The sequence below is a fragment of the Nostoc sp. PCC 9305 genome, from assembly GCF_963920915.1.
GTDB lineage: Bacteria > Cyanobacteriota > Cyanobacteriia > Cyanobacteriales > Nostocaceae > Nostoc.
On record NZ_CAWUDN010000094.1, the window covers coordinates 15,922 to 31,456 of the forward strand.

At 39.1% G+C, this 15,535-nt stretch carries 12 protein-coding genes; 2 read left to right on the forward strand and 10 right to left on the reverse strand.

Going from position 1 to position 15,535, the window contains the following annotated elements:
• Positions 1-4: 4 nt before the first annotated feature.
• The 5 genes from cas7d to ACM0OX_RS27315 form a co-directional block, all read right to left on the reverse strand.
• Positions 5-1,039, reverse strand: a complete 1,035-nt coding sequence (gene cas7d / locus ACM0OX_RS27295) for a type I-D CRISPR-associated protein Cas7/Csc2 (protein WP_414518092.1) — start codon at positions 1,037-1,039, stop codon at positions 5-7.
• 43 nt (positions 1,040-1,082) lie between these two features.
• Positions 1,083-4,379 (reverse strand): type I-D CRISPR-associated protein Cas10d/Csc3, encoded by a 3,297-nt coding sequence (gene cas10d / locus ACM0OX_RS27300; RefSeq protein WP_414518093.1) that lies wholly within the window; start codon positions 4,377-4,379, stop codon positions 1,083-1,085.
• Positions 4,380-4,381: 2 nt separating this feature from the next.
• Positions 4,382-4,618 carry a DUF433 domain-containing protein gene (locus tag ACM0OX_RS27305; protein ID WP_193947517.1) on the reverse strand — a complete coding sequence of 79 codons (237 nt, stop codon included), beginning with the start codon at positions 4,616-4,618 and terminating at the stop codon, positions 4,382-4,384.
• Positions 4,619-4,654: 36 nt separating this feature from the next.
• Positions 4,655-6,787, reverse strand: coding sequence for a type I-D CRISPR-associated helicase Cas3' (cas3, locus tag ACM0OX_RS27310; RefSeq protein ID WP_414518094.1), 2,133 nt, complete (start codon positions 6,785-6,787; stop codon positions 4,655-4,657).
• A gap of 77 nt (positions 6,788-6,864) precedes the next feature.
• On the reverse strand, positions 6,865-7,077 hold the full coding sequence (locus ACM0OX_RS27315) for a hypothetical protein (protein WP_414518095.1): 213 nt from the start codon (positions 7,075-7,077) through the stop codon (positions 6,865-6,867).
• Between the two features lie 32 nt (positions 7,078-7,109).
• Here ACM0OX_RS27315 and ACM0OX_RS27320 point away from each other — a divergent pair, with 32 nt between their 5' ends.
• Complete coding sequence (locus ACM0OX_RS27320) at positions 7,110-7,976, forward strand: WYL domain-containing protein (RefSeq protein ID WP_414518096.1); 867 nt, start codon at positions 7,110-7,112, stop codon at positions 7,974-7,976.
• 264 nt (positions 7,977-8,240) lie between these two features.
• Here ACM0OX_RS27320 and ACM0OX_RS27325 read toward each other — a convergent pair whose 3' ends face one another.
• The 4 genes from ACM0OX_RS27325 to ACM0OX_RS27340 all read right to left on the reverse strand — a co-directional run bounded on the left by ACM0OX_RS27325 (position 8,241) and on the right by ACM0OX_RS27340 (position 12,310).
• Positions 8,241-8,879 (reverse strand): histidine phosphatase family protein, encoded by a 639-nt coding sequence (locus ACM0OX_RS27325; protein WP_099102399.1) that lies wholly within the window; start codon positions 8,877-8,879, stop codon positions 8,241-8,243.
• 260 nt (positions 8,880-9,139) lie between these two features.
• On the reverse strand, positions 9,140-10,003 hold the full coding sequence (locus ACM0OX_RS27330; protein ID WP_414518097.1) for a fructosamine kinase family protein: 864 nt from the start codon (positions 10,001-10,003) through the stop codon (positions 9,140-9,142).
• A gap of 122 nt (positions 10,004-10,125) precedes the next feature.
• A complete protein-coding gene (locus ACM0OX_RS27335) occupies positions 10,126-11,409 on the reverse strand; it encodes a M16 family metallopeptidase (RefSeq protein WP_414518098.1) in 1,284 nt (427 codons plus the stop codon).
• A gap of 529 nt (positions 11,410-11,938) precedes the next feature.
• The gene (locus ACM0OX_RS27340; RefSeq protein ID WP_414518099.1) at positions 11,939-12,310 is read right to left on the reverse strand and encodes a DUF3011 domain-containing protein; all 372 of its coding nucleotides are present in this window, start codon (positions 12,308-12,310) and stop codon (positions 11,939-11,941) included.
• Positions 12,311-12,525: 215 nt separating this feature from the next.
• Here ACM0OX_RS27340 and ACM0OX_RS27345 point away from each other — a divergent pair, with 215 nt between their 5' ends.
• Positions 12,526-13,164, forward strand: a complete 639-nt coding sequence (locus ACM0OX_RS27345) for a DUF4241 domain-containing protein (RefSeq protein ID WP_414518101.1) — start codon at positions 12,526-12,528, stop codon at positions 13,162-13,164.
• A gap of 164 nt (positions 13,165-13,328) precedes the next feature.
• Here ACM0OX_RS27345 and aspS read toward each other — a convergent pair whose 3' ends face one another.
• On the reverse strand, positions 13,329-15,116 hold the full coding sequence (gene aspS, locus ACM0OX_RS27350; protein ID WP_414518103.1) for an aspartate--tRNA ligase: 1,788 nt from the start codon (positions 15,114-15,116) through the stop codon (positions 13,329-13,331).
• Positions 15,117-15,535 lie beyond the last annotated feature (419 nt).

Consider the following 15,535-nt stretch of genomic DNA (forward strand, 5'->3'; position numbering starts at 1 on the left):
TTGTTTACTCCGTGACAGCAGCAGCTTTCTTATTAACCTTGGTATCTTTCTTAGGGTCTTTCTTCCCTGATTTAAGAACCCATGTTTGAGCATAAACAGATGATTCATCATTTGCTTGAGTCAACATTTCTAGCAATCGAGTTTCATCACTGGTGATAGACTTCACTTCATTCAAAAGTTGTGTGAAGGATGCACCAACAAAGTCAGTATGAGAAATACACTCTTGAGACATTAAAGTAGTAATTGCTTGTGTAGCCGCTTCTAAAACCTCGTCTTCATTGAGCGGATCAGGAGGATTAATTTGCTTTGGAGTTGCATTACTCATTACGTCATATATCTTTTGAGTCCAGAGAAGATTACTAACAATCTCACCATCAGCGAAAATGACTCCAACTAACTCATTACGCACTCTACCAGTGCGGGTAGTTTGCGCTCCGTAATGGCGTGTTCTGAGAATATTATTGAAAACGTAGAGAAATCCAGCTTCAGTAGGATCTTTCAGCGTGACAATACTAGGGAAAAAGACTTGAGGTAATATATGGTCTTGACTATTAATCCGGCTGGTTACTTCCCCTTGACGGCTCATTGTCCCATTTTCAAAAGGTGCATTGAGGGTAAAGTTAAGATGAGAATCATCAAAGGGTGTAATAGAGTAGGCTGTGTCTACAACTACTTTAGATTTCTCAGAACCAGAATCACCAATAGCAAAACCGTAGAGAATACAATCAGGAGTAGTTTTGCTGAAATCTACGTTGTAGTCGCATTTTTCCGAATCACCAATTTTGTAGTTACGTAGTAATTCTCTACCTGTTAAACGTTCTGGTGTAGACTGCTTGCGCTTAAACATTGCCAAGCGACTAATAGGTTCTTTGTTTTCAATTCCAGCACGTACTCTAGCTTTATTCAGTTCACCGTCTGTTTGAAATAAAGGATAAGATTCTGTAACGCGAATAGTAATGAAATGAACATATTTCCCCATTGGTTTAGCAGGGATTACATCGTGGAAAAATTTAGAATCGAGTGTTTTCAAGAATTTCATGGTTTGATTGCTCCGATTTAGTTAGTTGTAAAAAAAGAATAAATTAGACTGATGCTTCAAGTTCTAATTCAGGAATATCATCAGGTTCATCTTGCGGACGTGCTTTACGTTCTTCATCATCTGCTAGACGATAAAGGTATTCACAGGTATCTCTAATTAAATTGAGTTGAGTACCTGCTAAACGTGCGCGATCGCTTTTAAAACTTACTTCAAATATTTCCTTGACAAAATACTTAGAAAATTCATAAACTGCTCGACGTTCTTCTTCTGAAGTTAAGGCAGGCTTCCACTTACCATCAACTAAAATTAATGTTGGTTTTCCCTCTGCTTCTTTTCGTCTAACTTTTTTCATAAGACTTGCTATTTTAGCTGCTACGAGTTGTGTTAAAGATTCACTATCATCTGCCAAATCTTTATTAAATTTCAAGATAACATCAGCAGCTTCATCAATTGGCTTGAGAATTGCATTAGCTTTTGGTGGTTTACCCTTACTTTTAGCTCTATAAAAACTGCGGTATAGCTTGGTTAGTTCATCAAGTTTAGTCATTTTATCTCCTTTAGGATCAAAGCAGTAGTAAAGGTATCGATACAGACGAATTTTAGCAATAGATACAGAATCAATTTTGTCTTGCTTTCGCAACCATTTATTAAGGTAATGGAAGACATAGAGAGGACTGGTTTCTAAATCTCTTACTAAATCTGCTAATTTTCCCCAATCTGGATCGCCATCTTTTTTACGGTTAACTTCCAAGTGAATAGAGTAAGCAGCAGTGAGAGCATTTAAAGGTGAAAAGCGTCCAGATTTGTGAGGTAAGATACTATCTAAACGATAGTTATCTTTCTTAATCAAAGAACGAATCGCTTGGTGTTCTCCATCAATTAAAACTGTTTCTTCAAAATCAGCACCACTAATGAAAGGTGGTACAGGTGATTCTGATGCAACGACTTTTACATCGAGAACAAGCGGTAAAGCAAATGCTAACCAAGTTGGCATTACCCACGATTCTGTATCTGTTGGTTCTCTTCCTGGTGGTAAACCAATAAAGAAGAAAGTTAATGTTTCATCATCGGGATAGCTAATTTTAAATGTCTTATCATCTTCTGGTGGAATATCCTGCTTAATCAATAAATCATCGACTTGTTGATAGTTGTCAATTGTTAAATTTGCAACTTGTTCTTTGGAAACAAAATGTTTGCGAAGTTCAGCATCAAATCGAGTTTGAGATATGGCGTTATAAGCCTTTTGCAAAAATTTATTTGTTTCTGGAGTAAAGAAATAAGCAGGATAGAGATAGAGATAGCGATATTTACGACCTTCAAAGTCTGCACCAGTCGCGTTAGTCTTACTCATCATAATTTGTCTCAACATGATTTCAATTGACCAGATTGAGCAAATTTGCCGCTTTGCAGCTTGAGCATTAAATAAAATTTGGCGATTGCTATAAACTTGTGGTGCAAATAACGTTGCTGACTCCATTTGCTCCGTTACAGTGTAGGGAGAACTAGATATAGCACAAACATTTTCTCTACCTCTTCCTGTAACTTTTGCAGCGTTATACCTACTTATTTCTATTAAAAATTGGTCTGGCTTAGGTTCAACAACTGCACCTGTTGGTAAAGAAATAACTCGACTTACATAAGTGCGTAAATCACTCCAACCATCAGGAATTGCAAAATCTTCTAAAATAGGTTTAATGAGCTTGGAAGTATAGTTAACCATTCCTTCCATCAACTCAATATTTTGCGCTAAATTTTTACCTAGATTTTTCTGGTAATACTTAGCCGATAAATAATACCAATCTAAAGGAACACCTCCTGTCTTCTTGAGAGATTGAATTTGTCTTAAAGCTGGTATTTCCTCTAACAAACCCAAGTATTCAGCTAGTTTTTCAGTCAGATTTAAATCAGGAATATTTTTACGTTCAGCTTTAGAAAATTGTTTTTGGTATTCATTCGCGCGTTCTTGCCATTTACCCCAAATACCTCGACATATAATATCTCCAAATTCAGCTAATCTATCAATTTGAATTTCATTACCAAATACAACATCTATATTTTGTGGTAATTCTCCTTGTGTCTGAAAAGTTTGTAAACTTTCACTCCGCTTACCAGATGAGGCTAATTTAGTATCAGGGAGTATACTGATAGCTGCATTAATGCTGACTTCCATTAACTCATTAGCACGGAAAAATAACCAGTAGTAATCAGCGAACTTGAAACCTTTACCATCTCGACTAAAACCTGTTTGTCGCTTTGTTAACTGCTTGCTGCATAATGTTTTAATTTTATCTACAACTTGATTGGGAATATCAGCAGTATGAATTGCAGGCGCATCGTTACTGGCAAGGTATACTACACCATCTGGCAAATACAATAACTGTGTGTAGTATTGCTGAGGATGTGCATCCATCAAAGCATTATTAATAATATTCGTCAGCACACCACGATTATCTGATAGAGCATGGTAGCTAAATGTTAACTGACCATTACTTAAGTCGTTTAATAACTCAGGTAATTTCTCATTTCTGCCATCACTTTCTACATCACGAGGATGCTTTAACAATGAAGCAAATAAATCAGACATTTTTAATAATCTGTGCAGAATATTCCGCACTCGACCATCTAAATTAGGACGCAAACCACGAATTTCTAAACCTCGATCAGCATCACTGCCATCACCAGCATTACTACTCAGCCACACAATATCATCGATACAATTTTCCCAATCTTCACCCAAAAAACTATCTAAACTAAAATCCTGAATTTTTTGTTTTACATACCCGCGTCTTAAATTTGGTGCATCTGATTTTTTTGCAGGGTCTTTACGCCAATCACGGTTTTTAAATACATCATCTGTGTCATTTTCTTTCAACCAAATTGGATAGTCGGGGAATTTTTCAAAGTCATGTAGAATATACGCAGCTACAAATAAACGAGTTTCCTTTTCTTCACATTGGCGATTAACAGGATTAGTTTCCAGTTCTGATGACTTTAATTTCTGAATAATCCGGTAAGTAGGGAATAAACCATTAAGCAGATGAGATAATAAAGATTGGTCATGCTTACTACGTTCAACGTTTTTACCTTCGGATCTACGGTCTTCTGTAAATTGACCACCCTTAGCTGTGGCTCCTACTAATTGATTAATTAGCTTAGGTAATACATTATCAGAAAAACTAATAATTATGGAATCTTCCTTGTTTTCTGGTACTTCTTTAATTGCCTTTTTGAAGAGGCTAAGAGTTAAAAGTTCACGTTCAACAGGAGTATCTTTTTCATCTTCATCATAGTTGTCTAAGTCTGGAATTTCAGGATATTCATCAACGTTCTTCATACTCATCTCTATTCCCCATCTTCACTATATAAATCTTTAATTGCCTTAGCAGCAAATGCAATACACGCTAAAATATCTTCTCGTTCTATACTTATATATGCCTCCAAAATGCTCTCAATAGTTTCTCCACCAGCTAATAAATCTAAAATTAAAGAAACCCAAATACGATGTCCATTAATGCAGGGTTTTCCAAAACAGATGTTTGGGTCAATCGAAATTCGAGAAAGCAAATCATCTTCAACCATTAGTATTCCCAAAATTTGATGTTATATAACTACTTTCTAACAAATCCAGCCATCATCCTTTTTCGGCTTCCGAAACCAAAGTAAGGTTTCCAGCATTAGTGCAGATTTACCAAATGCTATAGTGTACGGTGGCGACTTCTTATCGTCGCTACTATATTTATCTGCTAAGGAGTATGCTTGAAAGTGGATAGGTAAACCTAACTTTGCTCTGAGGTAAGTGCGATCGCAATCTGAAAGAAAGCATACTAAACCCCTACCCGATACAGCATCACTTATTTTATTAATCCCGCTACCGTGGGGTTGGCGAATTTCTAACCCTTTTAGAACCTGTACTTTACCAGACTTGGCAATTTCGCTGATATCTTCTGGATAGTAAAATTTCCAGTCTTCTCTTACTTCTCGATAGCCAGTCAGTTTCAAACAGCATAAAGCTTCTTGAAAACGAGTGGTTGTGACTCTAGATTTCTCAGCTTGCTGTATAAATTCCTTTCTATCCATCCATTCAAACTTAAAGTTGCTGAGAATACCTGGTAAGTTATAAATTTTAAAACGTTCATTTTCTGGTTCTTCTGGATTTGTTGAATCATAAATTGCACAATCTAACTGACTACTTCCTCGAAAACTTCGTGCTTCATCAATGACTTTCTTTTTCTTTTCTTGTAAACATTGATTAATTTGTCCATATTTTGTCCAAATATTTACATCAAGTGCTTTTTCAATAGTCTCTTTAAAGTTTTTCTCCGCATCGGGATATTGATGAGTCAGCCGTCTTAATTCTTGATGAACACAAGCTGATTGAATAGCACCCCAGCGTTTAGGGTACTGCTTAAATTCATTCACAAATGGATAACTTGAACGAATAGCTTGTGTAAAGGTTACTCGGTCGTAAGTTTTGCCATCTTGCAAACAGTCTAAATCAGGTTTGAATAATGTTTGAATAATAAATTTGGGAATCAAAGCATAGGCATGATAAGGATGAGGGTGAAAATCTTTATGTCTGCCTATCCGGCCAAAGCGTTGAATAAAATTACCTGCATCAGCACCTTCAAATACCAAAAAATTAATTCTAAAATCTACACCTACATCAATAGTTGATGTTCCTATGAGTAAATCGGCTTTCGCAACTGATTCAACTTTTTCTGTCTCACCAGTTAAACCTGTATTTTCTCTAACCTCTAAGTCTAAAGGTTTAAAAATATTTTTAAAATGCTTAACTAGTTTCTTAACCGCAGCAATCGAGTTGAGAATAATTGCACCTTTACTGCCTGGATAATCTTGAAAAAACTTTAAAATTACTGATTCAGAATTTTCTATCAGCCAATCATAAGTGGATGAAAAACTAGGTTCTAGTGTTTGCGGAAAAAATAAAGTTATTGGTTGACTAATTTGCCGCCATTGAGTACCATTTTCTGAAAAAAAATATTTTCCTTTTTTGGCTGGATTAATTTCTTTATAATTAATGCCAGATTTATCACAAAAATCTAGCAATAAATCATCTGGCGTTGCCGATAAAAATAAAAATTTCTTGCTTGGAACGGTATACTTAATTAACAATATTGCATTGAATATACTTGCAACTTGAGCTGACGAAAATACATGAAACTCGTCAAATATAAACAAGTTGTAGTTATCATCTATTTTACTGAGTAGCTTATTAGCATTTTCTCCCTTGGTTTTACCATCTTTTTTAAAACGCCTAAGATAGCGAAAATCGTGAATATAGTAAAAAATATCAGGATTAGTCAGCAAAATTTCTGCTTGGTTGGAAAGATTAGTTAATCCAGACTGTTTAGTTGGTAATTTATTCGTTTCGATAAAATCTTCCAGAATAGCTGCATTCAGACGATAAATCTGTGGGTTTTTCTTTGGCTGAAATTCGTCCTTATATTTTTGTACTTGCTTTTCCTGATCTCTCGCTAACTCGTTAGTCGGGTAAGTTGCCATTGTTGATACACCATCTGTCATAGCCAGAAGAAAAGCAGCCAAGCTTTTACCATCCCCGGTTATGGCAGTGTTGAACACTATATCAATATTTGGATCGCGCAACGCCTCCAAAGTTTCCACTTGATGCCAAGAAAGCGACCAATCTTTAGGTAATTTCACCCCGTCAGGTGTAGGGACGGTTTGAGAATAAACAGGTTTGAGATTTATGCTGTAATTTTCAGACATATCCTTGATAATTCCTTGTGAATGCTTGGTTTATCGGAAGTTTTATGCAAAAAGAATGACAGACTTAGTAAATCTAATCAATTTCTGCTACCAATGGCGGCAGTTTTTATATATGTGCTAAGAAATACCACTTGTAAATTTCTGCAACCATTGGTTGCAGTTTTTAAGATGGGTATAAAACATCTCCAGCCTATTTCTCGCACCAATGGTGCAAGTTTTTCAATTTGCTTAAAAACTGTCCGTAACTCGTTGTTATTCCCTATAATGCCATGCAAAATAGAAGTTGCCAAGATATATCCGTATAAAAGTGTCCGTATAAAATATGAGTCGAAAAGGTCAATCTATTACACTGTCGATATCAGAACGTGATAAAGCCGAGCTAGAAGCGATCGCTCGTGAATTCGGTATGATGTGGGGAGAGGAGCCTAACATCTCTAAGTTAATTAAAGCGATCGCTCAACGTAAGTTACTCATCGGTAACAATAATGATTGGAAAGAACCACGCATTAGAGCATTACATAGATGTATCAATGCGTTGACAGATATCGGGCAAATTGAACAAGCCCAAATTATTGCAAACTTACTTCTCGAACGCAGCGAATTATCATTACCTTTGCGAGGCGAAATCGAACGTTTCTTAGAGAATTTGCCCCCATCTTGGCGCTTAGAAATAGACCGCTACATCTTGCGCGAACAGCCCTTTCAGCTTTCCTATCAAGATGCAGCAGAGCGTGTATTTAATTTTACCGTTCGCTATGCCAAAGTTACACCCCATGAAAAGCGAGTATATCTTGATTGCTGGTGCGAAGAGACAGAAGGAAATTTTGATATCCCAGAACTGGTTCACAACTGGAGTTTACGATTAGATAGGATTACAGAAGCTGCTGTCATGCCAATTTCTGGTGAGTGGCGATCTAATTTGACTGAGATAGAAGTGGAAATGCATCTATTTGCTGGCTTGGCTTTTGCCTATCAAGCTAAACCAGAAGACAATATCAATGAGTGGATACCAGATAAACCGCGAGTCCGGCGAGTTGTTAGGCGAGTATCTAGTACATTTTGGTTTAGCCGCGAAGTCATGCAGTATGCGCCAGATTGTGTAGTGATATTACCAGAGAATGTGCGCGATCGCCTCAAACAAAAACTCCTCACCCTATGCCAGTTATACGATATCGAAACCAGGAATTAAGTCTTGTGGGATAGGCATCTTGCCTATATTAGGCAAGAACCTCTGAAAATAAATCGGTTCGGCAGGACAGAAATCCTCATACCCAATCAAATTAATCTCCTATTTACTGAGGGCTTTGTCAACCGGCGCGATCGCTATTAAGGCGGGCGAAGCAGCGCCTTCCAGTTAAAAAAATATCCAATTGTAGGGGCGCAAAGCCTTGCGCCCCTACAAATCGAGAAATAATTTGGGATAATTTATTTTTTGCAAGTCCCTAAAAGACTATTATGTTCCCGGACGAGAGCGAATACGATCGGGTATATGATGGCGATCGCCCAATATTTCTAACAAAGGGCCATTAACGTCAAATTTAACCATACTTACCGACGCGACCAAAATATTCACCCGATAGCGATAGCGTCCCAAATCAATTCCTAGTAAACTGCAAAGCATAATCCGAATCGTGGCTTTATGGGAAACTACTAAAACATTACCTTGGGGATGTTTTTCTTGAATTTCAGCAATTACAGGCATAGAACGGTTAGCAATATCTACCGCAGTTTCTCCACCTAGTGGTGCATTCCAAGCGGGTTCTGTCACCCATTTTACATAGTTTTCTGCGTAATTCTCTTGGGCAAACGATTTACTCTTAGTTTCCCATTCGCCGTAACTACCTTCTCTGAGTCCGTCACGCAATTGCATATCCATACCGATAGCATCACAAAATGGCTTGGCAGTTGCAATTGCGCGCTTCATCGGGCTAACATAAACCCCTTCCCACTTCAATTGTTGATAAACATCGGCAAAAGCGGATGCCATCTGCATCCCCTCTGTTGTCAACTCCGCATCAGTTTCACCGCAGAAATTACCACTTTGACTAAAGGTAGTTTCTCCATGTCGCAGTAAATATAAGTTAAGTGTCATAGCTTGTATGCGATTGGGATAAAGGAGTTTGTGCAAAAATAAAATACCATCAATCTCACAATCGAGTCTGTGACACCAGGACAAATTCAGAAGGCAGAAAACATAAGGGAACGCACGTTTTTAAAAGTGGAATTGAAGTAAGGATGGCGCTAGATGCTCCACTTGGGGCTTTGCCCAAGACTGCACTGGCTCCCTTGTGTATCGTGGCACTTTCCGCGACGCCGTGTCACTAGTTTTGCACTTTATTTAATCCGCATCCCTTATCGTAAAATCTGGTCAATCATCCTATTGGCTTGCGAATCGTAACTACCCCCAAATAAATTGAAGTGATTCAAAATGTGATAAAGGTTATAAAGTGTTTTTCTCTGCTCATAACCTGACTCTAAAGGAAATACTTCGTTGTAACCCTTATAAAACGCTGCGGGGAAACCACCAAATAATTCTGTCATGGCGATATCAACTTCTCTATCCGCAAAATAAGTTGCTGGATCGAATATCACTGGTTCTCCCGACGCTGTACACCCAGCATTTCCGCCCCATAAATCGCCATGTACTAAGGAAGGTTGCACTTGATGATCCGCCAATAGTTCAGGGATAGCTGTCAGTAACTTGTCTTGTTTGGCAAAATTACCTCCCCGCCGCCTTGCCAACTGAAATTGATAACCCAGGCGATGTTTAATATAAAATTCCGTCCAGTCTGCTGTCCAAGTATTAATTTGAGGTGTGGAACCAATGGTATTGTTAATTTTCCAACCAAAACTTTGACTGCTGCTAGCTTTATGCATTGATGCTAACTTGCGTCCCATTTCTAGCCACGAATTGCTGTTACCGCTACCAAGTTCCAACCATTCCAGAACGATGTAGCTAGAATTATCAGCAGTACCCCAGCAAATTGGTTTGGGGATGCCAATACTAGCTGTTGCTAGCATTTCCTCTAAACCCAACGCCTCAGCTTCAAACATCGCAATTTGGGATGCAAGGTTTTGTTTGACGAAGTAGGTTATCTCACCATTGGAAACAGCATAACCTTGGTTGATGCACCCGCCACCAACCGATCGCCTTTGCTGACTTTGAAATTTTTCGCCAGTCACCTGACTAATATGGGTGTCGATTTGAGTCCACATGATTAAATAAAAGTTAGGAGTTATGAGTTATGAGTTAGAAGTAAGGAGCTAAATAAAAGTTAAAAGTCAGGAGTCACAATTATGGCTTTTTACTCATAACTCCTCACTCTTAACTCCTAACTCTAAAAGGGCTTAACGAAAATTACACCATAAGCATCTGGAGATAGATACTCTTTGGCTGCTTGCATCAAGTCTGTTGCATCTTGGCTCTGAATTATCGCTGGGTAGTTAAAGGCGGGTTCCAAATCTCCCACCAAAGACTGATAATAACCATACAACCCAGAGCGATCGCTTGGTGTTTCGTTGCCAAAAACATATCTGTTAGCTACTCGCCGCCGCACACGGGCAATTTCTGATTCTGTTACCAACTCTGTTTGTAGTTTGCCAATGTGTTGAGCGATCGCATTCTCTACAACTGGTAAATTTTCCACTGCACATTTAGCTGAAATATAAAATATCCCTTGCAACTCGTTGCTCATATTGCTCACAGAAATTGAAGAAACTAATCCCCGTTCTTCCCGTAAATCCCTCACCAGCCTTGATGTCCGTCCGTGTCCCAAAATTCCGGCTAAAATATCCAATCCATAGGTACGATCTAACTGAGTCATTCCTGGAACCCGCCAAACCATTACTAGTCTTGCTTGTTGCAGACTTTCATCGATAAATTCTCGACGAACAATTTCTGTAAATGGTGACTCAGGATTCAGGGGGGAGTGGGGAGTAGGAAGTGGGGAGCGGAGAGTTTTAGTAGCTTTTGTAAATCCTTCCGCAACAGTTGCAATTAATTCTTCCACGGGCAAATTGCCCACAGCTACAGCAGTAATTGACTGGGGTTGATACCAATTAGCATGAAAATCTCGCATCTGCTGAGGTTTTAGTCCGGCAATCACCGATTCTGGCCCCAATACTGCACGGCGATAAGGTAGATAATCAAAAGCTGTCTCCATCGCCCGCCGATATGTACGCCGCTGGGGATTATCCTCTGAACGCCTAATTTCTTCTAAAACTACCAATCGCTCGCGTTCAAAAGCATCATCAGGAATACTTGCATTTGATACTACATCTATTTGTAGTGGCGCAAGCTCGGCAAAATCTTTGGGGGCAGTAGTTATATAGTAATGAGTATAGTCTTGGCTAGTAGCGGCATTGGTGACAGCACCCCGTTCTTCAATTCGACGTTCAAACTCGCCACTTGCCAGTCGTTCTGTTCCTTTAAAAATCATGTGTTCTAAAAAGTGAGCCATGCCGTTGATGGCATCAGGTTCTACAGCAGAGCCAACTTTTATCCACAAGTTGAGGTTTACGGCTTCAACTGGCATTTGCTCGGCAATGATTGTCAAACCATTGGGCAACTTGTGCAGCGTCGGAGCATTGAGACGGGGAAATTTCCGCAGGGTTGAGGTCATTGCTACTTGTGTGTGAGGAGCATGTTACTCTCTTATCTTATCTGCGACTATAAAATAAGCACTGCGATCGCTTCTCTATAAAAGAAGAAGCGATCGCATTAGCAAGATACGCAAAGAAGACTTGACAGGGCATCTGCCTGAAGTTGACGCTAATAGCGAGAAGCCCACCTCAAAAGAAGTAGTTGAGTATTTTTTATTCGTCAATCAGAAGAGGATGTTTGAAAAGTCAAAATACAGCAGAATTCAAGAGTCAGAATTCAGAATTGGGCTACATCTTGCTGCGCTAACAAAAGTAAAAGAAGCTTTTTACTTGGCTTTCAGACTAGCTTGTGTACTCGATCAACTTGAAATCTGCTGTATAAACCCTCAATAGATGCCAACTAGACACGCTGTCGAAAGCAATGTCTGATTAACATACATAGAAATCAATACCCTCTTAGAGTTGATAAGAGCTTTAATTATAAAAGTTAGCAGAAGTCAGTTTCTTAATTTCTGCTTAACTATCTATATTGATGCAATACCCAGTTTCCTATCTGTCATATCTGTCGTTTCTATCATATCTATCGTTTCTGTCATATCTATCGTTTCGATCGTATCTATCATCTCTGTCATATCTGTCGTTTCTGCGATCGCCAACTGAAAACTCAGCTCGGCAACCATTTTTCACCCAAATACGATTTCTCCGATAGCCCCAATTTCCTCTACAACTGGTGTTAGACAATTGCCTAACAAGCCTCACTCTGCCTCTTGTATTTACCGAACAAGTATTCCTTCGATTATTTTGGCTTGAACAAGTTATTATCTCTTGAGCCGAAGCTGGGGCAGCAATACTCAAAAGTGTACCGATACCAAGACTAGCAACCAGAAAGGTCGCAGCAATTGTGGGAAGGCGCATAATCATAATAATAAAATGCTAGATTTCTTCCAAATTTCAGAAACAAAAACTATAGTAATTCTAGCAAATTGCATTCAGAGCCAATGCATAAATCAGATTAAATGCAAAAAATATTTGCATTTTGAACTTCATCAAAGATAACAGGTTCTATCAAGCACTTAAGCATTCTAAGGGTTTGAAGTATTTTGTGCTACAATATTTATTTCAAGCGTTATACAAAAATGGATACTATTAATTTTTATAAAGCTTTAAGAGGTGAAAAACTATCTAGTTCAATTGGAGATATTACATTTACAACCCATTATGTTGGGGAATTAATTTTAACTTCAGGAAGATTAGTAGCTTGCGATCCACTTGCTTTTTTTGATAGTGAAGCTTTTCAAAAGTCTTTACCAATTGGTAAATATCCCGTTTTCTTAATTGTTGGTCATTATTCAAGAAATAATGACCAAAGAGTGGCTTATGCCATAATTCGTATTAGCGAAGAAACTCCCGTAAATTGGAAATTAGGTATTTGCTCTGATGAAGAACTAGCTTCGCTTACAGAAAATGACACCTTGGGTTATCCAGTTGATTCTGGAATTGGCTGCTTTATGGATTTTGATGCAGTAAAAATTCTTGATGATTCAATACACTATCCATACATTGCTAATCCCCAAGAAGAAAGCTTGATAGACCTGATTCAAGATGAATTAAGAAAAAATTACAGACATACATGGGAGTGGGCAAATGTTTGTATAGATAAATCTACCCAATTAAATATAATTGCCTTTTCATCAGGGTATGGAGATGGTTGTTATCCAACCTACTTTGGATACGACACCGAAGATAAAATTGTTAACATTGTCACTGAGTTTTGAATATTAAAATAATCAAAATTGCTGTCGGATTATACAAGTAGTATTCCAACCCAAAGAGCGCTCCAAAACACTGAGTGATAGAGCGCACCTTGGGTTGGCTTTTTTGGTATTAGCAATGAAACAAACGATATTGCTGTTTATGCCGCTTAATTGGATAAAGTCGGTTAAGACTTTGGTTTATAAGTCGAAGCAACGTGTAATTCTTTCAACTGTTTAGCATCTACACTCGAAGGCGCATCTGTTAACAAACAACGTGCTTGTTGTGTCTTCGGAAAAGCAATTACATCCCGAATGGATTCTTCTCCAGCTAACAACATTACCAAACGATCTAAACCGTAGGCGATGCCACCATGCGGCGGTGTACCATATTCAAATGCTTCTAAAAGAAAGCCAAATTTACTTTGTGCTTCTTCAGGAGATAAACCGATCGCTTCAAATACCTGCTGTTGAATTTCTCGCTGATAAATCCGCAGACTTCCGCCGCCAACTTCTACCCCGTTGAGTATTAAGTCGTAAGCTTGGGCGCGTGCAGTCTTTAAGTCGCTCAAATCATCAGGATGCGGTGCTGTGAACGGGTGATGTAGTGCTTCTAGACGTTTTTCGTCAGCGTTCCACTCAAACATCGGGAAATCTGTAATCCAGAGTAAGTTGATTTTATCGGGATCGATTAAGTTAAATTCTTTAGCGATCGCTTGTCGTAATCTATCTAAAGTTTTATTAACTGTAGCAGCATCACCAGCCCCAAACAACAGCAAATGTCCAGCTTTTGCACCTGTACGGCGCAAAATTTCTTGTTTTTGTTCTTCGCTTAAGTTGTCTTTAATTGCCCCAATGGTGTCAATTTCGCCATCATCTCTGACGCGGATAAAAGCTAAACCTTTAGCGCCGGCTTCGCTGGCTTCTTTAAATAAGTCACCACCTGGTTTAATGCGGACATTAGAAATTACATCGTTACCGTTGGGAATGGGGAGGATTTTGACGATACCACCATTGGTAACAGTGTCCCGAAAGACTTTGAAACCAGAGTCTTTCACGATATCTGAGACATCAACTAATTCCAAACCATAGCGTGTATCTGGTTTATCACTACCGTAGCGTTCCATCCCCTCAGCATAAGTGAGACGGGGGAAAGGGCGCTGTAACTCAATGCCTTTAACTGTTTTGTAGATATGGCAAACTAAATTCTCGTTTAGTTCGATAATTTCTTCTTGGGACATGAAGCTCATTTCCATGTCCAACTGGGTAAATTCTGGTTGTCTATCGGCGCGTAAGTCTTCGTCACGAAAGCAACGGGCAATCTGATAATATCTATCTAAGCCGGATACCATCAGCAATTGTTTAAATAGCTGGGGAGATTGCGGCAAAGCATACCACTCACCAGGATTGACGCGACTGGGTAGAACATAATCCCGCGCTCCTTCTGGGGTAGAACGGGTAAGGATTGGGGTTTCGACTTCGATAAAACCTTCCAAATCTTCTAGATAACGACGCATGGCTTTGACAATTTGATGACGCAGTTGCAAATTTTGCGCCATACGTTCGCGTCGCAAATCCAAATAACGATATTTCAGCCGTAAGTCTTCCCGCACTGTCTCGGTGTCAGCTATAGAAACTTGGAAAGGTAACTGTTTGCGAACAGCATTGAGTAGTTCAATTTTATCGGCGTAGATTTCTACCTCGCCTGTAGGGATGCGGGTATTCAACGATTCTTCGGGACGTTGTGTTACCCTACCAGTGATTTTGACAACATATTCATTTCGTAGGGCATTCGCATATTCGTAAGAATCTGGGGTGCGTTGCGGATCGCTGACGATTTGGACAATTCCAGAGCGATCGCGTAAATCTAAAAATATCACACCACCATGATCGCGGCGACGGTCTACCCATCCGTAAAAGGTAACAGTTTCTCCAATATGTTCTTTTCGGAGTTCGCCGCAATAGTGAGTTCGCATAAGTCTTAGTTATTGTTTCCCGGCTAGATTGGCAAGAAAATGTCAAAGCCTTCCCATTATCTAGCATCAATAGTAATTGTAGTAGTTCTGGTGAAAGAAAAAATCAAATAATCTCACACTATATATACAGCATCTTTCATGTATTTGAACCACACCCAATACTTGTCGGGTTTTGGGGGAAAGGGACTCATGTTAAAGGGGAAAAAACCTTATTCAGAAAGGCAGAGGGCAGGAGGCAGGAGGTAAAAACCTTGCTATTCCTGAGATTTACGCTTGTCATTATCTCCTAATCTACTTGGCAACTCTATATATCGAGCCTTCCACTCCTTTTCCCTTTAACCGAGTCGTAGGGGCGCAAGGCCTTGCATTGGTGTCAACTTAACGTGAAACCGCTTGTCCGCCGGGAATTGAAATTCCCG